The following is a 22,322-nucleotide window of genomic DNA, read 5'->3' as shown; positions in this document are numbered from 1 at the left end:
GCCCCCGGATGGCGCCCTTCGACAGGCTCAGGGCGAACGGTTGGCCGGGGCCCGATTCCAGCAGGAGATCGACAATGAAATGTCGATTCCATTCTATGTGGCGCGGGAAAGCGCGATAGGATCGCGTGGCAAAGGGGGGCTGGGGATGGTTCGCATGCTGCTGGGATTGCTGCTGCTGCTCGTGGCCGCCGCGCCTGCGAGCGCCGAGTGGTACGAGGCGGGCACCAGGCACTTCGTCGTCTATTCCGAACTCGACCCCGACAAGCTCAAGGATTTCGCCGACAAGCTCGAGCGCTTCGACGGCACGATGCGGCTGCTGCGCAAAGTCCCCGATGAGCCGATCGGCCCCGCCAACCGAGTCACCATCTACATGGTCGACGATCGCGAGGATGTCGCCAAGCTGGTGTCGGACAGCTTTGTCGCCGGCTTCTACGTGCCGCGCGCCGGCGGCTCGCTCGCGATCGTGCCGCGCAGGAGCCGATCGACCAGCGTCAACGATCTCAGTCCGCAGGCAATTCTGCTCCACGAATATACCCACCATCTGATGTGGAGCTTCTCGCCGAACACCGTCTATCCCTCCTGGTACATCGAAGGATTTGCCGAGGCGCTCGCCACCGTCAAGTTCGAGCAGGACGGCGCGATCGTGCTCGGCAATCCCCCGCAATATCGCGGCTACGGGTTGCTCAGCGGCAACTGGCTGCCGGTCGACAAGCTGATGATCGCCGACACGCTCAAGCTGACCAACGAACAGCGTGAAGGGCTTTACGGCCGCGGCTGGCTACTGTCGCATTATCTGCTGTTCTCCGGGCAACGCGCGGACCAACTGACGCGCTATTTGAATGCGCTGAACGAAGGGAAATCGGCGCACGAGGCGGCGGCCGCATTCGGCGACCTCAAGCAGCTCGACCGCGAACTGGAAAAGTACAAGACGGGCAAGTTCAGGGGCGCGCGAATCCCTGCGGGCAAGGTACCGAGCGGCGCGGTGACGCTCCGCAAGCTCAGCGCGGGGGAAGCCGCGACGATGGACGTCCGCGTCCGCTCCAAGGTCGGGGTCAATGCCAAGACCGCGCCGGGCACCTATGAGCGGGCCAAAAAAGCTGCGGCGCCGTATCCGAACGATCGCGGTGCGCAGTTGGTCCTCGCCGAGGCGGCGTACGACGCCGGCGACTATGCGGCATCGGAAGCCGCGGCGGACCGGGCGCTCGCCGCGGATCCGAAGGCAGTCGACGGCTATGTCTACAAGGCGATGTCGCAGATGGCGGTTGCTGCAAAGGCGGGTGACACGACTGCCAAGACCTGGACGCGCATCCGCAAGATCATCGCGACGGGAAACAAGATCGATCCCGAAGATCCCGAGCCGCTGATGCTCTATTTCCGCAGCTTCGTCGAAAGCGGAACCCCGCCGACCGAAAATGCCAAAAGCGGTCTGATGCGCGCTTTCGAGCTGGCGCCGCAGGATCCCGGCTTGCGGTTCAATGCCGCCGCGATCGTGCTGCGCCACGGTGACAAGGCGATTGCGCGCGAGATGCTCGCGCCGCTCGCCTATCAGCCGCATGGAGAGGGCCTTGCGAAGGTCGCTGCCGAGCTGATCGCGATGATCGACAAGGGCGATATCGACAAGGCGCTCGGAACGCTCGATGCCAAGCCCGACGGCGCCGGGAGCGAGGGCGAAGCGGCGAAATAGTTCGGCGCCGGCGGTGCCCCGGGGCCGGCACACTCTTTCCATCGGCGACCCGCTGTGCCTATGCCACGACGGGACAATGGATCGGCGCGAGCCGGAGAGCAGGGTGATGACGCGGTTCTGGCTGTTTCTGTTGCTGCTCGCGGCGTTTCCGCAGGCGGCGCGCGCCGATGACATCTCGGCGTCGGCGCGCGGCGTGGTGCGGATCGTCACGATCGCCGTGGTAGACGACGAAGTCGTCGGCTTCGGCCATGGCAGCGGCTTCGCGGTAGCGCCCAACCGCATCGTCACCAACGCGCATGTCGTCGAGCTCGCCGATCGCTATCCGGGCAACGTCGTCATCGGCATCGTGCCGTCCGAAGGCGACAAATCCTATCAGGGCAAGCTGATCGCGATCGACCAGCAGCGCGATCTCGCACTGATCGAGTTCAGCGGCTTGCGACTCGCGCCACTGACATTGTTCACCGGCGCGCCCGGCGACGGCGAGGCGCTGATCGCCTTGGGCTATCCCGGCAATGTCGATCTGGCGACGGCGCGCTCGGCGGCGGACTTCATCACGCCGCAATCGCCGGTGCGCTCGCAGGGTGGCTTCGCCGGCAACCGCACGCTGCAGGGCGTCAACGTGCTGCTCCACACCGCCAGCATCGCGCGCGGCAATTCGGGCGGTCCTTTGCTCGATCGCTGCGGCCGCGTGCTCGGCGTCAATTCGGCGATCACCCGCGGCGACGAAGGCGATTCGAGCTTTGCCTTCGCGATTGCGGGGCGCGAGCTGGCGGCGTTCCTGCAGGGCGCACGGCAGCCGTTCGCGAGCGTGAGCGTCCCGTGCACCAGCGTCGAGGAGCAGATGGCGCAGGAGCGCAGCGCCGAGGAGAAAGCGCGGCTCGACGCCGAGGCGCTGGCCCGCACCGACGCCGCGAAGAATGCCAGCGCGCGCGAGGATGCGATCTCCCAGGCGCGTGCCCGCAACGTGGTCGCGCGGGAGAATTACATGGCGGGCGCGGCGGTGCTGCTCGTGCTCGGTGCGCTGGCGCTCGGCGGAGCCGGGCTGTTGCTTTCGCGCGATCGTCGCCGCGAGGCGATCTGGATGGCGGCGGGCGGCGGGGTGCTGATGCTCGGCGCAGTGGCGCTGTTCCTCAGCCGGCCCGATTTCGACGAGTCGAAGATCGTTTCGGTGCCGCAGGCGAGCGCTTTGGCGGCCGTACCCAACCAGGCCGCGCTCGGGCGGATGGTGTGCAAGCTCATTCCCGAACGCAGCCGAGTCACGGTCACTGCGATCGACAAGGTCGATCTCGACATCGGTGCCGACGGCTGCATCAACGGCCGCACCCAATATGCCGAATCGGGCACGCACTGGCAGCGGATCCTCGTTCCCGGGCAGGAACAGTCGGTCTCTGTGCTCGACTACGATCCGGCGACGCGAACCTATACCAATACGCGCTATTTGCTGTCGTCCGCCCAGATGACGAAGGCGCGCCAGCTTCGCACCGGCGTGCCGCTCAAATCCTGCTCGGCCGACCAGGCGGCGCGCGCCAACCTCGCCACCCAGCAGCAATTGCTCCGCGCGGCGCTGCCGCCGCTCTATAACGAGAAGCTCGTCTACAGCTGCAGCCCGGCCGCATCGGGCCCGCCCCCGGCCGCAGAAGAGCAATAATCGTCATCAGACCGTAACTGCCGGTCGCGAAGCGGTTGCCGAGACGCAGGCTCCGGTGCTCTCGTCCTCAACGGCGCCCGCGTCTCGGCAACCGCTTCAGCCCCTCTCGATGCGGGCCGCGAAGCAGCCATAGGCCGCATTATGCGCATGGATATAGGCAATCTCGGACCGGGCGAAGAGCTCTTCGATGCCTGCTTCGACGTCGCCGATCTTCAACATGGCTCCACGCAGCATGCCGGCGGAATCGTAGCCGCGCAGCGCGATCGGCCGGCCTTGCAACACGGGCGGCAGACTGTCCGCGAGCGCGGCTGCATCGCCGGGATTTTCGCGGACATAGATCGCATAGCTGTTGCGATAGGGCGTCGCGACTGCGTGATCCGTATGGTTCAGCAGCAGCAGCGTTTCGCCGGGCTCGGCATCCTCGAGCGTGATACGACACGGAAAGCCCGGCTTGGCATCGGCGCGAACCCGCACCACCCCCTGCGCAGCGAGCGCCGCATCCGATTGGCCGAAAAGGTGGCGGAAAAGTTGGGCATCCAGCCCCTGGATTCGATAGCTCATTTGTTTTCCCCCTCGGTTACGCCTTCGCGCTTGCGCAGCACCCGCTTGCGATCGAGGCCATAGGCGTAACCGCCCATGCTGCCGTCGGTGCGCTGGGCACGGTGGCACGGGATCAGCACCGCGACATGGTTGGCGCCGCACGCCGTTCCCGCCGCACGCACCGCCCGCGGATTTCCGGCTTCGGCGGCGAGCTGGGCATAGCTGCGCGTCTCGCCGGGCGGGATCGCCCGCAGCGCCTGCCACACCGCTTCCTGAAACGCCGTGCCCTGAACGTCGAGCGGCAAGTCCATGTCGCGTCCCGGCGTCTCGACTTCGCCCACTACTCGCGCTGCGAGTTCCGCCAGCGCCGCGCCGCCGGGGGCGATCTCGGCGGCGGGGAAGCGCCGGGCGAGCGCGAACTGGTCCTCGTCGAAAGCGACGCGGCACAGCCCCTTGTCGGTCGCCGCGATCAGCAGCGGGCCGAGGCTGGTCTCCGCGGCGGTCCAACGAATGGTCGCTCCCGCGCCGCCGCGTTTCCATACGCTCGGGGTCATGCCGAGCCGCGCGTTAGCGGTCTCGTAGAAACGGCTCGGCGCGGCATAGCCCGCCTCGTAGATGGCATCGGTCACGCGATCCTCCTCGGTCAGTGCGGCGGCGGCACGGCGCGCGCGCAGCCCCCGGGCATAAGCGGCCGGAGTCACACCGGTCGCGCGCTTGAACAGCCGCTGGAAATGGTGCGGAGCATAACCTACCCGCGCCGCCAGCCCCTCGAGCCCCAGCGGCTCCTCGGCCGCCTCGATCAGCGCTACCGCCTCGGCGACAGCGACTCGATCACGTCCGACTTCATCGGGCTTGCAGCGCAGGCAGGCGCGGTAGCCGGCGGCGCGTGCGGCATCGGCATCCGGATAGAAGACGACATGCTCGCGCCTGGGCCGCCGCGCCGGGCAGCTCGGCTTGCAATAGATCCGCGTGGTGGTCACCGCGCCGATCACGCGCCCGTCATAGGCGCGGTCACGCGCGTCGAATGCCGCCCAGGCGGTGTCGTCGCTGATGGTGTGCTGATTGCTCATGTAGCCGATATAGCCGTGGCCGGCCGGCGCTACATCCCGCGGCTTGCGGTCAAAGTCCGCGCTTAATTATCGAGGAACTGTCGGATGGCGTCGACCAGCTTTTTCTTGCGGGCGCTGCGCGCGGGTGCGGTCTCCGGCGCGGGGCGTAGCGTCGTCGCCGGCGGCGGGACGGTTGCTGGCTCCGCCCGCGGCAGCCGCTTGCGAAGCTCGGCCTCGAGGTTGGCGAGCACATCGGCCTGCCCCTCGAAGGCGCGCGCCATCTTCGATTGCGGCAATGGCACGAGGAACTCGCAGCCATGGCGGCGGCCTTCGCGCCACACCACTTGCGCCTCGCGCGATCCCGCCCCCGACAGGCCGATTGCAATCAGAGTACCGGACGGAAACTCCTCGTCGGCGACGAACAGGAAGCCGGTGCGCGAGAAATTATCGACCAGCACTTCGATCGGCCGTCCATCGGCACCACGCAGGGTACTCTCGCTGGCCACATGAAAGCGGATCGCGCCACGCGGATCGACTTCCCCCAGCACTTCCAGACGCGCGACGAGCACAGTCCAATTCCCCAATAATCGGAATGTTCGGGCTACGCGGCAATTGGTTAAGAATTCCTTTCGTTTCCGGGTTTCCACCGGTGAAACCGAATCATCTGGCGGAACCGAAATACTGTCGTCTCCAGTGATTTCCTTCGCTCGGAACGACCTCGCCCCCGGGCAGTGCAGCCTCAACCGTCAGGAGATATTTCGTGGCCCTCACTGGACTCGCCAGGCTCCTGCTCGCGCTCGTGTCGCTGGCGATCCTCGCACGCGCGGGCGTGCTGCTGTGGCAGTGATCGATGGCAACTTCGTGCTCGTTGCCGATAGAGTCCTCCGCCGCACCCGCAGGCAAGTACCTTAGCCGGAGCCGGCGGAGCCAGCGCGCATTGACTTTGGTCAGTCTCGCTGCCATATGGCGGCCAGCGAGGCATCATGCAGCGTGATCGGACGACGGCCCATGGGTCGTCGCCCCGGCTCTGCCTCGGTTAAACCACGGCTTCCCTAGTCACGCGGGTCGTCAATTTTTTGACCCCGCCTCCGTGCGCCCATTTTCCGTGCGCGCCCGCCGGCCGTATTCTTAAGGTCCATAATGCAATTCAATCAACTCGGTCTCTCGGAGACCGTTCTCGCTGCGCTTGCCACCAAGGGTTACACCGAGGCGACGCCGATCCAGGCCCAGTCTATCCCGTCGCTGCTCGAAGGCCGCGATCTTCTCGGCATCGCCCAGACCGGCACCGGCAAGACCGCCGCGTTCATGCTTCCCTCGATCGACCGCCTGATCGCCAGCGGCAAGCGCGCCCAGCCGCGCGGCTGCCGGATGCTCGTCCTGGCGCCGACGCGCGAGCTCGCCAGCCAGATCGCCGAAAGCGCCCGCGAATATTCGAAGGGCTCGAAGCTTTCGGTCTGCACCATCTTCGGCGGCACTTCGATCCACAAGAACAAGACCGATCTGGCGCGCGGCATGGACATCGTCGTCGCCACGCCGGGCCGCCTCGTCGACTTGCTCGATCAGCATTATGCGATCCTGCTCGGCATCGAGATCCTCGTGCTCGACGAAGCCGACCAGATGATGGATCTGGGCTTCATCCACGCCCTCAAGCGCATCGTCCGTGAGCTTCCCGCCAAGCGCCAGACCCTGTTCTTCTCGGCGACGATGCCCAAGACGATCCGCGAGCTCGCCGGCCAGTTCATCAAGAACCCGATCGAAGTGAAGGTCACGCCGGAGGCGACCACCGCCGAGCGCGTCGAGCAGCACGTCACTTTCGTGGCGCAGGCCGAGAAGCAGGCGCTGCTGACGATCGCTCTGCGCGATCCGGCTGTCGATCGCGCGTTGATCTTCACGCGCACCAAGCATGGCGCCGACCGCGTCGTCCGCCTGCTGGCAGGCAACGGCGTCGCCGCCAACGCGATCCACGGCAACAAGAGCCAGCCACAGCGCGAACGCGCGCTCGGCGAGTTCCGCAGCGGCAAGGTCAAGATCCTGATCGCGACCGACATCGCGGCCCGCGGCATCGACGTCTCGGGCGTCAGCCATGTGTTCAACTACGAGCTGCCCAACGTGCCCGATCAGTATGTCCACCGCATCGGCCGCACCGCGCGCGCCGGGGCGACCGGGCTCGCGATCAGCTATTGCGCCGATGACGAGCGTCCGTACCTCAAGGACATCGAGAAGCTGACCCGCCAGAAGCTGGCGATCCAGCCGCTGCCGGCCGACTTCATCAACGAATCGAACAAGATCAAGTCGACTCGCTCGCCGATGCCGGCGGGCCGCGACGAAACCAACGGCCGCAACGGCCGCGCGATGCAGCATGGCGGCCGCTCCGGCGGCGGCCAGCGTCCCGGCCAGGGCCAGGGCCAGCGCCGCGAGGGTCAGCCCTCGGGCGAGCGTCGTCCGGCACAGGGTGGCGAGCGTTCGGGCGAGCAGCGCCGCAACGATGCGCCGCGCGGCGATCGACCCGCCGGTGACGCCCCCCGCAACTATGCGCGTCCCCAGGGCAAGTTCCACGCCCGCCCGGCGCGTCCGGCGGGTGCCGGCGGCCGCGGGCGCTAAGCTTCGCTGAAGCGAGCGGGAGCGGGCGGCGGCGCTATCATGCACCGCCGCCCGCTCTCGTTTTGCGGACTATTCCCTCCCGTTCGGGCTGAGCTTGTCGAAGCCCTGTACTTGCCTGCACGGGCAGTAAGCAGAACGGCCCTTCGACAAGCTCAGGGCGAACGGGTGGCTGGGCCGTTGGCCGCCTACCCCCGCCGCCGCTTTGCCCGCTCCTGCGCGTCGGCGCGGCCCTCGACCAGCCGCGTCGCGCGCTCGAAGCCGACACGGCCTTCATTCGCGCCGGCCTGCGCCGCATCCTGATACAAGCTTAGCGCCTGCTCATACTCGCCGCGCTGCTCGGCGCAGAGCCCGAGGTTGAACAGCAGCGACGGATATCCCGGCGCCTCGGACTGCATCGCTTCCCAGCCGGCGCAGGCGCCGCGCGGATCGCGCTTGGTCAGCTTGACCAATCCCTTGAATCGATTTGCCGTCTCCTTCGAAAGCCCCTTGGTGCTTTCGCGCACGCGGATCTTGTAGGTGTCGACATGTGGAACGAGATCGCCGCGCAGCGATCCGGCGATGTCGCGGATCGCGCCTTCGATCACGTCCTCCGCAGTCCGGCCGGCATTGCCGCCCGGGCACCAGCTCACTTCCTCGCGGAACGGCTTGGGCTGCGAATAGACGATGCGGCCGTCGGTGTTGCGGACGATCCGGATGTCGGCCTTGATGTCGATGATCCGGCGCTTGCACCGGATCTCGACCTGCTCCTCCTTGGTGCATTTGCCGTCGCCGTCCTTCGAGACGCACTGCTTTTCCTTCTTGGTGAAGCTGCTTTCATCCACTCCGGAGGACACGCTTCCCGAAATCGAGCCCTCGGCGGTGTCGCGCCCAGTGCGCCCGGCGAGCAATTGAAACTGGCTTCCGCCCAGCGCGCGCTCGATCGCGATCTGGAGCGCCGCGCCGTCGCCGCCGCCGAAGCGATCGACCGATATCGATTCGAGAAAACTGGCCTCGCGATTGTTTGCGGGGAACTCCCCGGTGATCTCCAGCACCTCGGCCTGCGCGACGCCGGCCCACGCCAGCACCGAGGCCACGAGCAACGCCCTTCGCTTCATTTCTTCCCCCCTGCTTGCATTCCCCAGCCGTAGAGCATCATCTCCGAACGCAGTTGTCCAGAGGAGTCGGGTTGCATCCCCGTGACACCGATGCTAACCGCGCCGCGACCCATCGGGGCGCCCACTCGGCGTGCCCCTTTTTTGCATGGGGCCAATTCCGAACCCTCCAAGAGGAACCGACACGCGTGGAGAATTCCGGCGGTATCCAGGCCAGTCTCAGCGGACGCTATGCAACCGCCCTGTTCGAGCTTGCGCGTGATTCGAAGACCTTGCCTCAGATCGAGGCGAGCCTCGGCGGCGTGCGCCAGGCGCTCGACGAATCGCCGACCTTTCGGCTGCTCGTCGCGAGCCCGGTGGTCAGCCGCGGCGATGCCACCAAGGCAGTCGCGGCCGTGGCGGCAGAGATGCAGCTCGACGCGACCACCGCCAATTTCCTCGGCGTGCTCGCGCAGAACCGCCGGCTCAGCCAGCTGCCCGCGATCATCCGCGCATTCCGCCTGCTGGCGGCGAACCATCGCGGCGAGACCACGGCCGAAGTCACCTCGGCGCATCCGCTCGATGCCGAACAGGTCGACGCGCTGAAGCAGCAGCTGCGCCAGCGCCTCGGCCGCGACGTCTCTGTCGACCTTTCGGTCGATCCCTCGCTCCTTGGCGGGCTGGTCGTGAAGATCGGCAGCCAGATGATCGATTCGTCGATCAAGACCCGTCTGAACTCCCTCGCGCACGCGATGAAAGGCTGAAGGCTAACACGATGGATATCCGCGCCGCAGAAATTTCCAAGGTCATCAAGGATCAGATCTCGAGCTTCGGCACCGATGCCGAGGTCTCCGAGACCGGCCAGGTGCTCAGCGTCGGTGACGGCATCGCGCGCATCCACGGGCTGGACAATGTCCAGGCCGGCGAGATGGTCGAGTTCGCCAACGGCATCCAGGGCATGGCGCTCAACCTCGAGGCCGACAATGTCGGCGTCGTGATCTTCGGCTCGGACGCCGAGATCAAGGAAGGCGACGTCGTCAAGCGTACCGGCACGATCGTCGACGTGCCGATCGGCAAGGGCCTGCTCGGCCGCGTCGTCGATGGCCTCGGCAATCCGATCGACGGCAAGGGCCCGATCGTCACCGACCAGCGCTCGCGCGTGGAAGTGAAGGCCCCCGGCATCATCCCGCGCCAGTCGGTCAGCGAGCCGATGCAGACCGGCCTCAAGGCGATCGACGCGCTCGTCCCCGTCGGCCGCGGCCAGCGCGAGCTGATCATCGGCGATCGTCAGACCGGCAAGTCCGCCGTCGCGATCGACGCCTTCATCAACCAGAAGGGAGTCAACGCCGGCGACGACGAAAGCAAGAAGCTCTATTGCGTCTATGTCGCGGTCGGCCAGAAGCGCTCGACCGTCGCGCAGCTGGTCAAGACGCTGACCGAGAACGGCGCGATGGACTATTCGATCGTGGTCGCCGCGACCGCTTCGGAGCCCGCCCCGCTGCAGTTCCTCGCGCCTTATACCGGCACTGCGATGGGCGAATATTTCCGCGACAACGGTATGCACGCACTGATCGTGTTCGACGATCTTTCGAAGCAGGCAGTCGCCTATCGGCAGATGTCGCTGCTGCTGCGCCGCCCGCCGGGCCGCGAAGCCTATCCCGGCGACGTCTTCTATCTCCACAGCCGCCTGCTCGAGCGCGCCGCCAAGATGTCGGACGCCAAGGGTGGGGGCTCGCTCACCGCGCTGCCGATCATCGAGACGCAGGCGGGCGACGTTTCGGCCTACATCCCGACCAACGTGATCTCGATCACCGACGGCCAGATCTTCCTCGAGACCGACCTGTTCTTCGCGGGCATCCGCCCGGCGATCAACGTCGGCCTGTCGGTGAGCCGCGTCGGCTCGGCCGCGCAGACCAAGGCGATGAAGAAGGTCGCCGGCTCGATCAAGCTCGAGCTCGCCCAGTATCGCGAGATGGCGGCGTTCGCGCAGTTCGGCTCGGACCTGGACGCATCGACCCAGAAGCTGCTGAATCGTGGTGCTCGTCTGACCGAATTGCTCAAGCAGCCGCAGTTCAGCCCGCTGCCGTTCGAGGAGCAGACCGTGTCGATCTTCGCCGGCACGCAGGGCTTCCTCGATTCGGTCGCGACGCAGGACGTGGTGCGCTACGAGGCTGCGATGCTCGCCGAGATGCGCTCGAAGCATGCCGGCGTGCTGACCGCGATCCGCGACAGCAAGGACCTCAAGGACGACGTCCGCGACCAGCTCAAGTCTGCGCTGACCGAGTTCGGCAAGACGTTCGCGTAAGCACTGACGAGCAAACCAATAGCCGTCACCCCGGCGAAGGCCGGGGCCCAGAGCCAAAAGCGCATTGGCTCGTGGCTCTGGATCCCGGCCTCCGCCGGGATGACGGATTAAGGAAGTAAAGAAACCAGGATGGCGAGCCTCAAGGCACTCAAGGTCCGGATCAACTCGGTCAAGTCGACCCAGAAGATCACCAAGGCGATGAAGATGGTCGCCGCCGCCAAGCTGCGCCGCGCGCAGGAGGCGGCGGAAGCCGGGCGCCCCTATGCCCAGCGGCTCGAGAGCGTGGTCGCGAGCCTCGCCTCGAAGGTGACGGTGAGCGAATCGAGCCCCAAGCTCATCGCCGGCACCGGCAAGGACCAGGTCCATCTGTTCGTCGTCGCGACGTCGGACAAGGGCCTCGCCGGCGCGTTCAACACCAACATCGCCCGTCTCGCCCGCCGCCGCGCGCAGGAGATGATCGCCGAGGGCAAGACGGTGAAGTTCTACACGATCGGCCGCAAGGGCCGCGCGGTGCTCAACCGGCTGTTCCCCAAGAGCTTCGTCCACTCGATCGAGCCCGGCGACCTGGGCAAGCTCGCCTTCGCCGACGCGCGCGGCTATGCCGAGGATCTGGTTGCGCGCTACGAAGCTGGCGAATTCGACGTCGCACACCTCTTCTATTCGCACTTCAAGTCGGTGCTGACGCAAGAGCCGACCGAGCAGCAGATCATTCCGGTGGCGCCGAGCTCGGTGCCCGAGGGCACGGTGCCCAGCACCGCCGCCCCTGCCGCGGTGATCTACGAGCCCGACGAGGAAGCGATCCTCGCCGACCTGTTGCCGCGCAACGTCGCGATCCAGCTGTTCCGCGCGATGCGCGAGAATGCCGCGTCGGAGCAGGGCAGCAAGATGACCGCGATGGACAACGCCACGCGCAACGCGGGCGATCTGATCAAGCGGCTGTCGATCCAGTATAACCGCGCCCGCCAGGCCGCGATCACCACCGAGCTGGTGGAAATTATTTCGGGCGCCGAAGCGCTCTAAGTCGAATCAGAAGCAAGGAAGCAGACGATGGCAACCGCCGCACTCGACCGCCCCGCCACGGGCACCAATAACGTAGGCCGCATCTCGCAGGTCATCGGCGCCGTCGTCGACGTGTCGTTCGACGGCGGCGTGCTGCCGTCGATCCTCTCGGCGCTCGAGACCGACAATAACGGCAATCGCCTCGTGCTCGAGGTCGCCCAGCATCTCGGCGAGAACACGGTTCGCACGATCGCGATGGACGCCACCGAGGGCCTGACCCGCGGCCAGAAGGTCACCGACACCGGCTCGCAGATCCGCGTCCCCGTCGGCCCGAAGACGCTCGGCCGCATCCTCAACGTCATCGGCGAGCCGATCGACGAGCGCGGCCCGGTCGATGCCGAGCTGACCATGCCGATCCACGCGCCCGCGCCGCTGTTCGTCGACCAGTCGACCGAAAGCTCGATCCTCGTCACCGGCATCAAGGTGATCGACTTGCTCGCGCCCTATGCCAAGGGTGGCAAGATCGGGCTGTTCGGCGGCGCCGGCGTCGGCAAGACCGTGCTCATCCAGGAACTGATCAACAACATCGCCAAGGGTCATGGCGGCACTTCGGTGTTCGCCGGCGTCGGCGAGCGTACCCGCGAGGGCAATGATCTCTATCACGAGTTCCTCGACGCAGGCGTCATCGCCAAGGATGCCGACGGCAACGCGCAGTCCGAAGGCTCGAAGGTCGCATTGGTCTATGGCCAGATGAACGAGCCGCCGGGCGCCCGCGCCCGCGTCGCGCTGTCGGGCCTGACCATCGCCGAATATTTCCGCGACGTCGAAGGCCAGGACGTTCTGTTCTTCGTCGACAACATCTTCCGCTTCACCCAGGCGGGCGCCGAAGTGTCGGCACTGCTCGGCCGTATTCCTTCGGCGGTGGGCTATCAGCCGACTCTGTCGACCGACATGGGCGCGCTGCAGGAGCGGATCACGTCGACCAACAAGGGCTCGATCACGTCGGTCCAGGCCGTCTACGTCCCCGCCGACGATCTCACCGATCCGGCACCGGCAACTTCGTTCGCCCATCTGGACGCGACGACCGTGCTCAACCGCGCGATTTCGGAGCTGGGCATCTACCCGGCAGTCGATCCGCTCGACTCGACCTCGCGCGTGCTCGAGCCGCGCGTCGTCGGCCAGGAGCATTACGAGACCGCACGCGCCGTCCAGGCGATCCTGCAGAAGTACAAGTCGCTGCAGGACATCATCGCGATCCTCGGCATGGACGAGCTTTCCGAGGAGGATAAGCTCACCGTGTCGCGTGCGCGCAAGATCCAGCGCTTCCTCAGCCAGCCGTTCCACGTCGCCGAAGTGTTCACCGGCATCCCCGGCGCGTTCGTGCAGATCGAGGACACCATCAAGTCGTTCAAGGCGGTGGTGAACGGCGATTACGATCACCTGCCCGAGAGCGCCTTCTACATGGTCGGCGGCATCGATCAGGCGGTCGCGAAGGCCAAGAAGCTCGCCGACGAGGCGTAAAACTGGACTGCTCCCCTCCCTGTAAGGGAGGGGCTGGGGGTGGGTGCGAGCGCAGCGAGCTCTCCTACGCCATCCCCAAAAAGCGACATCGGGGGCATCGAGCCCCCGCCGCCGCTGGACCCACCCCTTGCCCCTCCCTGGAAGGGAGGGGTGGAGTTTTATGAAATGCTGCACTTCGAACTCGTCACGCCTGAACGTCTCGTCCGCTCCGAGGACGTACACATGGTCGTCGTCCCCGGCACCGAGGGCGATTTCGGCGTGCTCGAAGGGCATGCGCCTTTGATGTCGACGATCCGCGACGGCAATCTCGAAATCTACAAGACCGGCGCCACGACGCCCGAGACGATCCGCATCGAAGGCGGCTTCGCCGAAGTCAACGAGCGCGGCCTCACCGTGCTCGCCGAAAAGGCCGAATAGGCCGTCGTCCCCGGCGAACGCCGGGATCTCGTGCGCATCCCGCACGCGGCCTGAGATCCCGGCTTTCGCTGGGATGACGGTTTGATTCGCGCCATTGCAGTCCGACGGATCCGCCGCGAACCTCGCCTCCGCTGATTTGGTTAGGCAATTCTAAAGCCTTGCCGGTTAAGCCTGCCCAATCGCGGGGATTACAGGTTTACCGATGAGCGCTTTCGGACGACGCAACGGATTGGGTGGCGGGGCAACGGGCGGGCGGCCGGCTTTCGGCGTCGCGCGGCCGATGCAGGGCCCCGGCCCGGCACCGCGTCCCTCCGATCCGATGCCGGTGGGCGGCGAACAGTTTCCGCCGCTGGACAGCGTGCCGCTTCCCGGTGCGGCCTCCGCGCCCGATGCGATGGAGCAGCGCGATCCGGCCGGCGGCAATCCGGCCAATAGCGAGGCGATGCAGCGCCTTGCCGATCGCCAGGCAACCTCGGGCGAGGCCGGTAATTCGCGCGTCGAAGGCTTCGAGGCCTCGATCCACCGGATCAAGGAACAGGTGCTGCCGCGCCTGCTCGAACGCGTCGATCCCGAAGCCGCGGCGACGCTGACCAAGGACGAACTCGCCGAGGAATTCCGCCCGATCATCGGCGAAGTGCTCGCCGAACTGAAGCTCACGCTCAACCGCCGCGAGCAGTTTGCGCTCGAGAAAGTGCTGGTCGACGAATTGCTCGGGCTCGGGCCGCTCGAGGAATTGTTGTCGGATCCGGCGATCTCGGACATCATGGTCAACGGCCCCGAGCAGACCTATATCGAACGCAAGGGAAAGCTCGAGCTCGCCAACATCCAGTTCCGCGACGAGGAACATCTGTTCCAGATCGCGCAGCGGATCTGCAATTCGGTCGGCCGCCGGGTCGACCAGACCACCCCGCTCGCCGACGCCCGTCTCAAGGACGGCAGCCGCGTCAACGTGATCGTCCCGCCGCTGAGCCTGCGTGGCACCGCGATCTCGATTCGTAAATTCTCGGCCAAGCCGATCACGCTCGACATGATGGCGAATGGCGGCTCGATGAGCCAGAAAATGGCCACCGCGCTCAAGATCGCCGGCGCCAGCCGCTTCAACATCGTCATCTCGGGCGGCACCGGCTCGGGCAAGACGACGATGCTCAACGCGATCTCGAAGATGATCGACCCGGGCGAGCGCGTGCTGACGATCGAGGACGCCGCCGAGCTTCGCCTCCAGCAGCCGCACTGGCTGCCGTTGGAGACCCGCCCGCCGAACCTCGAGGGTCAGGGTGAAATCTCGATCCGCGACCTGGTCAAGAACGCGCTGCGTATGCGCCCGGATCGCATCATCCTGGGCGAAATTCGTGGCAGCGAGTGTTTCGACATGCTCTCCGCCATGAACACGGGCCATGACGGCTCGATGTGCACGCTCCACTCCAACTCCCCGCGCGAGGCGCTGGCGCGTATGGAGAACATGGTGATGATGTCGGACATCAAGGTCCCCAAGGAAGCGATCTCGCGCCAGATCGCGGACTCGGTCGACCTGATCATCCAGGTCAAGCGCCTGCGCGACGGTTCGCGCCGCGTGACCAACATCACCGAAGTGATCGGCATGGAAGGCCCGGTGATCGTCACCCAGGAGCTGTTCAAGTTCGAGTATTTGGACGAGTCCGCCGACGGCAAGATCATCGGCGAGTATCGCTCGATGGGGCTGCGCCCTTACACGCTCGACAAGGCTCGCCAATACGGCTTCGACCATGCGATGCTCGAGGCGTGCCTCTGACGCTTTGCTGGCGGCGCCCAAGGTTTCGGCGGTAAGGCTGCGTACGTGCTCGCTCTGCTCGCCCCGATCCTCGCTTTTGCCCAGCTGCAGCCCGCGACCACGCTCGCGCCCGATACCGAGGCGCACTGGGTCGATTTCGAGCTCACTGCCTACAACCAGATCCGCTTTCCGATCGAGCTCGACGGCCATTCCAGCTGGGCTATCCTCGACACCGGCCTAAGCGACACGATCGTCACCAGCCGGTTCGCGCGCGCCGCGGGGCTGATCGCGGCACGGCGCCAGCAGGCGCTCGCCATCGGCGGCGGAGTCGAGGTCGGCTGGGCCGACGTCGCTTCGATCCGCTTTGGTGGCCTCACTCGCAGTCACGGACGCGTCGGCATCGCCGATCCGGCGGGGGGCATGCATTTCGGTGCGGACATATTGGTCGGCGCCGACGTCCTCAGCTGCTGCGCGCTCGACCTGGACTATGACGCGCGCCGCTTCCGCATCCTTTCCAGCGGCCGGATGCCGTTCACCGGCAGCACCGCATCACTGCGGCGCAAAAGCCCGAACGGCGTCTACCAATCGGAAATCAGCGTCGCCGGCAAGCTGCTCAAGCCGATCATCGTCGACACCGGCGACGGCGGCGCGCTGACGCTCAGCCGCACCGCCTGGGCCTCCACCGGCTATCGCGCAGCGCGGATCACGACCACCCTGGGCTGGGGCATGGGGGGACCCGTGGTCACCGACACGCTGGTCGTGCCTTCGCTGTGGATCGCCGGCATGGGGCCGCGCGAGGCCGAAATGCGGATCGAAGGCGAAGGTGGCTTCTCGGCGTCGGTAGGCGCAGCCGGACGGCTCGGCAACGGCCTGCTCCGCGGATATCGCGTCCTGCTCGATCCGCGCGCGGGCCGGATGATCCTCCAGCCGGGCAAGGCGCTCGCGGTTCCGATCCCGCGCTCGACCAGCGGCCTGCTCGTCGAGTTCACCGGAACCGCGCTGCGCATCGTCCACGTCATGCGCGGCTCCCCCGCGGCGACCGGGGGGTGGCGGGCCGGCGAGCAGATCTGCTCCGCCGACGGCATTCCAGTGCCCGACGACGCGAAGGACGGCGTGATCGAATGGACGATCGGGGCGCCCGGCCGAGTCGTCCGATTGGAGCTTTGCGACGGCAGCGAGCGCAGCCTTGCTCTCAGCGATTTCTATTAGAACGGTCTCAGCCGGGTTCGCTCACATCCGTTCGCCCTGAGCTTGTCGAAGGGCTGCTATCCGCAACGTATCGCCTGTGAGAGGGGGCCTTCGACAAGCTCAGGCCGAACGGAGGGATGCCACACGCACCAGCCCGATCCTAGCGCAGGTTGAGCGCCACGCTCGCCAGGATCAGGGCGATCAGCATCGCCAGCACTTGAATCAACGTCCACGGCATGAATCCCACCTGGTCCATCTCGCGACGACGACGACGGCGATGCTCGCCCAGGCCGCTGCCGATCGCGAGCAGGATCGCAACCGCCGCGCCGCCCCATAATTGTTGTTGCATCGACTCGAAAAACTCCCACATGCCGATCGCATCTAGGCAAGGAAATGTGATGCGCCAGACCCTGACCGTGCTCGGCCTTCTCACCACTGCAATTGCAGTCGCCAGCGTCGCCGCGGGCGAGCCGCGAACCCAGCGCCATGCGCTCCAGGACGCGGTGTCCGCCGCCACGCGCACCCCGTCCAACGTCGCCCGCGACGAATATCGCCATCCGCTCGAAACGCTGAGCTTCTTTGGAGTGAAGCCCGGAGACACGGTGGTCGAGATCTGGCCCGGCGGCGGCTGGTATACCGAGATTCTCGGCCCGCTCACTGCGGGCAAGGGAGCGCTCTGGGCGGCGGTGCCCCTGCCCAATGGCGTCAAAGGCGTGCAGGCCCTTCAGGCGAAGGACGCCAAGGCCTATGGCCATGTGAAGTTCGCCGCTTTCCCCTGGTCCGAAGGCCAGCCCAAGGTGCCCGACGGCAGCGCCGATGTCGTGCTCACCTTCCGCAATGTCCACAATTGGCGGATGGGCAATCAGGAAGGCGATTATTCGCCGAAGGCGTTCGCCCAGATGTTCGCGATGCTCAAACCCGGCGGGGTGCTCGGCATCGAGGATCATCGCCTGCCAGAGAGCGCCAGCGCCGAGCGCGAGAAGAGCAGCGGCTACATCAAGGTGTCCACTGTGCGTCGTCTTGCCGAGCAAGCAGGCTTCAAGTTCGTCGCCTCGTCCGAAGTCAACGCCAATCCCAAGGACACCACCGAGTGGGCGAACGGCGTCTGGACGCTGCCGCCGACTTACCAGCTCAAGGACGTCGACCGCGCCAAATATGCGGCGATCGGCGAGAGCGACCGGATGACGCTAAAGTTCAGGAAGCCCTGAACATTTTATCGCTGCGGTAGCGAAGCCTCCACGCTCCATTAACCAATCGTCTATAGCAATCGGATCCGTGCCACGCCGGATCCGCTCCCTGCTCTCCGTCCTTCGCGACGAGGTCGACAGCTTCGCCAGCACGAGCGAGGAAATCGCCGCGCGCACCAATCTGCTTGCGCTCAACGCAGCGATCGAAGCCGCCCGCTCGGGCGAAGCGGGTCGCGGTTTCTCGGTGGTCGCGCAGGAAGTGAAGGCGCTCGCCCAGCAGGCGCGTCACGCCAGCAGCGAATTCCGCTCCGAAGTCCGCGAGCGACTGGCAATGGGCGCCGGGATCGCCGACGAGATGGTCGGCGAGATCGAAGGCACCCGCCTCGTCGAGCTCGCCCAGGCCTTGATCCAGAACGTCACGCGGCATCTTTACGGCCGCAGCGTCGACCTGCGGCTGATGGCCTCCGACTCGGAAGTGATCGCCGCCACGCTGGATCCGACGCCCGAGAAGGTCGCCGCCGCACAGGCGCGGCTCGCGGTATTTACCGAGACATCGCCTTATTATCTCAACGCCTTCGTCGCCGACCGCGACGGCCGCATCATCATCTGCTCCAACCCGCACGCCCGCGTCCGCCAGACCAATGTCGCCAACGCCGCGCAATTCCTCAAGGCGATGGGCAGCGCGCATCACGATCAATGGTTCACCGACGAAGTCTGGCAGAATCCGTGGTCCGATCATCGCGCAGTGCTGGTATTTGTCACCGGCATCCGCGCGCGCGGTAGCGAGGGCCGTCCCGCCGGGGTCTTCTACGTCGAATTCGACTGGGAAGAGCGCATTCCGGCAATAATCTCGGATCGCTCGCTGTTCGGCGAGAAGGAGTGGGCGCGCACCCGCATTTCGATCATCGACCAGGCCGCGCGAATCGTCGCCGACTCATCGGGCACGCGCTTCGGCGAGACGATCGCGCTGCCGGCCAAAGCCGTCCGCGGCGCCGAGGCGCGCGCCGACACGACGATCGCCTTCGCCACCGCCGCCAGCTATCACGACTTCGACGGGTTGGGGCTGCGCTGCGTGATCGAGCAGAAGATGATCAGCATGGAAGAGATCCAGGCCGCGCTCGGGGGATTCGGGACGCGCAAGCGCATCTAGCGAACAAGCGTGATCCCCTCCCTGCAAGGGAGGGGTTAAGGGTGGGTATAGAAAGGCCGGGCTCGACGCCCGGCCCTTTCTATTTTCTCAGCCGTCTCGAAGGGCTCACTCCGCTCGCACCCACCCCCGGCCCCTCCCTTGCAGGGAGGGGAGCGACGATCACTTCCCCAATTTCTCGATCTTGTCCTGCAGCCGCGCCAGCTCGGCCTTAAGCGCCGAGACGTCGTCGCCGCCTTCTTGCGCGGGCGCTGGTGCCGGCGCCGCAGGCGCGATGCCGCCGGCCGCGCCGGGCTTGAACGCTTCCGCCGCCGCCTCGAACATCGCCAGGTTGCGCTTGGCGATCTCGGCGAACGGCGAGTTGGCGAACGCGCCCTCGACCGCTGATTTGAACTGCTCCTGATTGCGCCGGAAGCTGTCCATCGACGCCTCCAGATAACCCGGCACCATCGCCTGCATCGAATCGCCGTAGAGCGAGATCAGCTGACGGAGGAAGTTGACCGGCAGCATCGAGGTGCCGCGCGATTCCTCTTCCATGATGATCTGCGTGAGGACGTTGTGGGTGATGTCCTCGTCGCTTTTGGCATCGACCACCTTGAAGTCCCGGCCCTCGCGCGTCATCGCAGCGAGATGATCGAGCGTGATATAGGACGAGGTTTCGGTGTTGTAGAGCCGGCGATTGGCGTACTTCTTGATGATCACCGGACCCGAGCCCGCAGCAGCTTTCTTCATGGACACCCCCGCGCGTGAATGATGATACCCTAACATCCTTTGCCGCATCGCAACAAGGGCCTCGGCCGCTGCCGTTGTTTCTCGAACTGTTGCGCAGCGAGACTGCAGCATCACCCGAGCGACGCGCCGCAGCACTTGCCGGGCTGCGCGCATATCAGGAAGCCTCGCGGCCCGCTGCCCGGGCGCCGATGCCGGTGGTGGCCAGCGCGGGCCGCGCGGTGCTGCGCGATTATGGCGGCGGGGGCCTGCCGGTCGTATTCGTGCCGTCGCTGATCAACCCGCCCCTCGTGCTCGATCTTGCCCAGGAGAACTCGCTGCTGCGCTGGCTCGCGAGGCGAGGCCTGCGCCCGTTGCTCGTCGACTGGGGCACGCCGACTCCCGACGATCGCGCGCAGGACGTGACGGCGCATATCGAGCAGATGCTGCTCCCGCTGCTCGCCACGCTCGATCGGCGGCCGGCGCTGGTCGGTTATTGCCTAGGCGGCACGATGGCGACCGCCGCGGCCGCCGTCGCCGAGATCGCCGGGCTCGCGACCATCGCCGCCCCGTGGAACTTCGCCGGCTACGGCGACGCGCTCGATCCGATCTCGGCATTGTGGGACGAGGCGCATGCGACCTGCGAGCAATTGGGCCTGGTGCCGATGGAAGTGCTGCAATCGGGCTTCTGGCAGCTCGATCCCAAACGCACCGTCGCCAAGTTCGAGCGCTTCGCGCGCCTCGAACCCGACAGCGCAGAGGCGCGCGCCTTCGTGACGCTCGAGGACTGGGCCAATGGCGGCGCGCCGCTCAGCTTCGGCGCGGGGCGCCAGATGTTCGACGACTTCTTCGTCGCCGACCTGCCCGGCAGCGGCGGCTGGCAGATTGCCGGAAAGCACGTCGAACCGGAGAAGCTCGGCGTCCCAGTCCTCTCGTTCGTCTCGACCACCGATCGCATCGTCCCCGCCGCCAGCGCCGCGCGGATCGGCACGGTGCACGAGCTTGCGATGGGGCATGTCGGGATGATCGTCGGCGGCCGCGCACGCGCTGCGCTGTGGCAGCCGCTTGCGGACTGGCTAACCGCCCTTCCCGCCCCTAGATAGCGCGCAACGACAAAATATCTGCGCAGGAGCCTTCCCCATGACCGACGTCGTCATCACCGCCGCCAAGCGTACGCCGGTCGGCAGCTTCCTCGGCGCTTTCGCCGCGACGCCCGCGCATGAGCTCGGCCGAATCGCGATCGAGGCCGCGCTCGCGCAGGCCGGCGTGAAGGGCGAGGAAGTCAGCGAAGTCATTCTCGGCCAGGTGCTCACCGCGGCGCAGGGCCAAAACCCGGCGCGCCAGGCCTCGATGGCAGCGGGCTTGCCCAAGGAAGTACCGGCCTGGGGTGTCCAGCAGGTTTGCGGTTCGGGCCTGCGCGCGGTCACGCTTGCTTATCAGGCGATCAAGACCGGCGACGCGACGATCGTCGTCGCCGGCGGCCAGGAGAGCATGTCGATGAGCCCGCACGCCCAGTCGCTGCGGCCGGGCACCAAGATGGGCGATCTCAGTCTGGTCGACACGATGATCAAGGACGGCCTGACCGACGTGTTCAACGGCTACCACATGGGCATCACCGCCGAGAATCTTGCCGAACAATATCAGGTGACGCGCAGCGACCAGGACAATTTCGCCGTCCGCTCGCAGAACCTCGCCGAGAAGGCGCGCGCCGAAGGCCGCTTCAAGGACGAGATCGCGCCGGTCACGATCAAGGGACGCAAGGGCGACACGATCGTCGCGGACGACGAATATATCCGCGCCGGCGCCACCGTCGAGGGCATCGCCGGGCTGCGTCCCGCCTTCAAGAAGGATGGCAGCGTCACTGCCGCCAACGCCTCGGGCCTCAACGACGGCGCCGCGGCTCTGGTCCTCATGAGCCGCGAGGAAGCCGAGAAGCGCGGCGCGCCGATCCTCGCGCGAATCGCCAGCTGGGCGAGCGTCGGCGTCGATCCGTCGATCATGGGCATCGGCCCGGTCCCCGCCAGCCGCAAGGCACTCGAGAAGGCCGGCTGGAAGGTCGAGGATCTCGACTTGATCGAAGCCAATGAAGCGTTCGCAGCACAGGCTCTCGCCGTCGGCAAGGATATGGGCTGGGACGCCGACAAGGTGAACGTCAACGGCGGCGCGATCGCGATCGGCCATCCGATCGGCGCGTCGGGCGCGCGGGTGCTCACCACCCTGCTCTACGAAATGCAGAGGCGCGATGCCAAGAAAGGCCTCGCCACTTTGTGCATCGGCGGCGGCATGGGCATCGCGATCTGCATCGAGCGCTGACGTCTGATCGCGATTTTTCCGGCGTTCGTCGCAAAGTCGCGGACGAGGGTGATGCGCTGTGCTGGTACGGTTAGTCACTAATATTACAAAATTGCGTTGCGTCGCAACACGACGCAACAATAGGCAAACAGCTGTAGCATATCTGCAACAGGCGCGCCGGTAATTAATCTGTAGTTCACAAACTGCCTTGCGCAGAGA

The 22,322-nt window shown here is 66.3% G+C and carries 20 protein-coding genes; 14 read left to right on the top strand and 6 right to left on the bottom strand.

The genetic code is table 11. The features are described from left to right. Positions 1-145 precede the first annotated feature (145 nt). Both E5A73_RS06980 and E5A73_RS06975 read left to right on the top strand, forming a co-directional pair. The gene (locus tag E5A73_RS06980; protein ID WP_135963055.1) at positions 146-1,684 is read left to right on the top strand and encodes a hypothetical protein; all 1,539 of its coding nucleotides are present in this window, start codon (positions 146-148) and stop codon (positions 1,682-1,684) included. Between the two features lie 106 nt (positions 1,685-1,790). Beyond that, positions 1,791-3,332: a S1C family serine protease gene (locus tag E5A73_RS06975; protein WP_135963054.1), complete on the top strand. Its 1,542-nt coding sequence runs from the start codon at positions 1,791-1,793 to the stop codon at positions 3,330-3,332. A gap of 96 nt (positions 3,333-3,428) precedes the next feature. On the opposite strand, the gene E5A73_RS06970 is transcribed toward E5A73_RS06975, so the two are convergent. The 3 genes from E5A73_RS06970 to E5A73_RS06960 form a co-directional block, all read right to left on the bottom strand. Further along, entirely contained in the window at positions 3,429-3,893 is a 465-nt protein-coding gene (locus tag E5A73_RS06970; protein WP_135963053.1) for a DUF1203 domain-containing protein, read from the bottom strand. After that, positions 3,890-4,942 (bottom strand): bifunctional DNA-binding transcriptional regulator/O6-methylguanine-DNA methyltransferase Ada, encoded by a 1,053-nt coding sequence (gene ada / locus E5A73_RS06965; RefSeq protein ID WP_135963052.1) that lies wholly within the window; start codon positions 4,940-4,942, stop codon positions 3,890-3,892. The genes E5A73_RS06970 and ada overlap by 4 nt, the downstream gene beginning before the upstream one ends. Positions 4,943-5,004: 62 nt before the next feature. Then, positions 5,005-5,490: a PilZ domain-containing protein gene (locus E5A73_RS06960; RefSeq protein WP_168355844.1), complete on the bottom strand. Its 486-nt coding sequence runs from the start codon at positions 5,488-5,490 to the stop codon at positions 5,005-5,007. Between the two features lie 571 nt (positions 5,491-6,061). On the opposite strand from E5A73_RS06960, the gene E5A73_RS06955 reads away from it, so the two are divergent. Next, positions 6,062-7,522, top strand: coding sequence for a DEAD/DEAH box helicase (locus tag E5A73_RS06955; protein ID WP_135963050.1), 1,461 nt, complete (start codon positions 6,062-6,064; stop codon positions 7,520-7,522). A gap of 185 nt (positions 7,523-7,707) precedes the next feature. Here the strand turns inward: E5A73_RS06955 and E5A73_RS06950 are convergent, their stop codons facing one another. After that, positions 7,708-8,616 (bottom strand): tetratricopeptide repeat protein, encoded by a 909-nt coding sequence (locus tag E5A73_RS06950; RefSeq protein ID WP_135963049.1) that lies wholly within the window; start codon positions 8,614-8,616, stop codon positions 7,708-7,710. Between the two features lie 185 nt (positions 8,617-8,801). Here E5A73_RS06950 and E5A73_RS06945 point away from each other — a divergent pair, with 185 nt between their 5' ends. The 7 genes from E5A73_RS06945 (at position 8,802) to E5A73_RS06915 (ending at position 16,790) form a co-directional block, all read left to right on the top strand. Then, positions 8,802-9,356, top strand: a complete 555-nt coding sequence (locus tag E5A73_RS06945) for a F0F1 ATP synthase subunit delta (protein WP_135963048.1) — start codon at positions 8,802-8,804, stop codon at positions 9,354-9,356. Positions 9,357-9,367: 11 nt separating this feature from the next. Further along, positions 9,368-10,897 carry a F0F1 ATP synthase subunit alpha gene (atpA, locus tag E5A73_RS06940; protein ID WP_135963047.1) on the top strand — a complete coding sequence of 510 codons (1,530 nt, stop codon included), beginning with the start codon at positions 9,368-9,370 and terminating at the stop codon, positions 10,895-10,897. Between the two features lie 129 nt (positions 10,898-11,026). Further along, positions 11,027-11,917 (top strand): F0F1 ATP synthase subunit gamma, encoded by an 891-nt coding sequence (locus E5A73_RS06935; RefSeq protein WP_135963046.1) that lies wholly within the window; start codon positions 11,027-11,029, stop codon positions 11,915-11,917. Between the two features lie 27 nt (positions 11,918-11,944). Beyond that, positions 11,945-13,417, top strand: a complete 1,473-nt coding sequence (gene atpD / locus E5A73_RS06930; RefSeq protein WP_135963045.1) for a F0F1 ATP synthase subunit beta — start codon at positions 11,945-11,947, stop codon at positions 13,415-13,417. A 165-nt stretch (positions 13,418-13,582) separates the two neighbouring features. Further along, positions 13,583-13,834 (top strand): ATP synthase F1 subunit epsilon, encoded by a 252-nt coding sequence (locus tag E5A73_RS06925; protein WP_135963044.1) that lies wholly within the window; start codon positions 13,583-13,585, stop codon positions 13,832-13,834. A gap of 202 nt (positions 13,835-14,036) precedes the next feature. After that, positions 14,037-15,602, top strand: coding sequence for a TadA family conjugal transfer-associated ATPase (locus E5A73_RS06920; RefSeq protein ID WP_135963043.1), 1,566 nt, complete (start codon positions 14,037-14,039; stop codon positions 15,600-15,602). A 45-nt stretch (positions 15,603-15,647) separates the two neighbouring features. Further along, the gene (locus tag E5A73_RS06915) at positions 15,648-16,790 is read left to right on the top strand and encodes an aspartyl protease family protein (protein ID WP_135963042.1); all 1,143 of its coding nucleotides are present in this window, start codon (positions 15,648-15,650) and stop codon (positions 16,788-16,790) included. A 139-nt stretch (positions 16,791-16,929) separates the two neighbouring features. Here E5A73_RS06915 and E5A73_RS06910 read toward each other — a convergent pair whose 3' ends face one another. Then, the gene (locus E5A73_RS06910; RefSeq protein WP_240700066.1) at positions 16,930-17,139 is read right to left on the bottom strand and encodes a hypothetical protein; all 210 of its coding nucleotides are present in this window, start codon (positions 17,137-17,139) and stop codon (positions 16,930-16,932) included. A gap of 28 nt (positions 17,140-17,167) precedes the next feature. Here E5A73_RS06910 and E5A73_RS06905 point away from each other — a divergent pair, with 28 nt between their 5' ends. Together E5A73_RS06905 and E5A73_RS06900 are read left to right on the top strand one after the other, a co-directional pair. Beyond that, positions 17,168-17,977, top strand: a complete 810-nt coding sequence (locus E5A73_RS06905; protein ID WP_135963041.1) for a class I SAM-dependent methyltransferase — start codon at positions 17,168-17,170, stop codon at positions 17,975-17,977. 67 nt (positions 17,978-18,044) lie between these two features. Continuing rightward, complete coding sequence (locus E5A73_RS06900; protein WP_135963040.1) at positions 18,045-19,106, top strand: methyl-accepting chemotaxis protein; 1,062 nt, start codon at positions 18,045-18,047, stop codon at positions 19,104-19,106. 159 nt (positions 19,107-19,265) lie between these two features. Here E5A73_RS06900 and phaR read toward each other — a convergent pair whose 3' ends face one another. Then, entirely contained in the window at positions 19,266-19,835 is a 570-nt protein-coding gene (phaR, locus tag E5A73_RS06895) for a polyhydroxyalkanoate synthesis repressor PhaR (protein WP_135963039.1), read from the bottom strand. Positions 19,836-19,903: 68 nt separating this feature from the next. On the opposite strand from phaR, the gene E5A73_RS06890 reads away from it, so the two are divergent. Together E5A73_RS06890 and E5A73_RS06885 are read left to right on the top strand one after the other, a co-directional pair. After that, a complete protein-coding gene (locus E5A73_RS06890) occupies positions 19,904-20,914 on the top strand; it encodes an alpha/beta fold hydrolase (protein WP_135963164.1) in 1,011 nt (336 codons plus the stop codon). Positions 20,915-20,951: 37 nt separating this feature from the next. Next, positions 20,952-22,124 carry an acetyl-CoA C-acetyltransferase gene (locus tag E5A73_RS06885; RefSeq protein ID WP_135963038.1) on the top strand — a complete coding sequence of 391 codons (1,173 nt, stop codon included), beginning with the start codon at positions 20,952-20,954 and terminating at the stop codon, positions 22,122-22,124. The last annotated feature ends 198 nt before the right edge of the window (positions 22,125-22,322 follow it).

The organism is Sphingomonas gei (assembly GCF_004792685.1).
Lineage (GTDB): Bacteria > Pseudomonadota > Alphaproteobacteria > Sphingomonadales > Sphingomonadaceae > Sphingomonas > Sphingomonas gei.
This window is presented reverse-complemented; position numbering and strand designations above follow the sequence as displayed.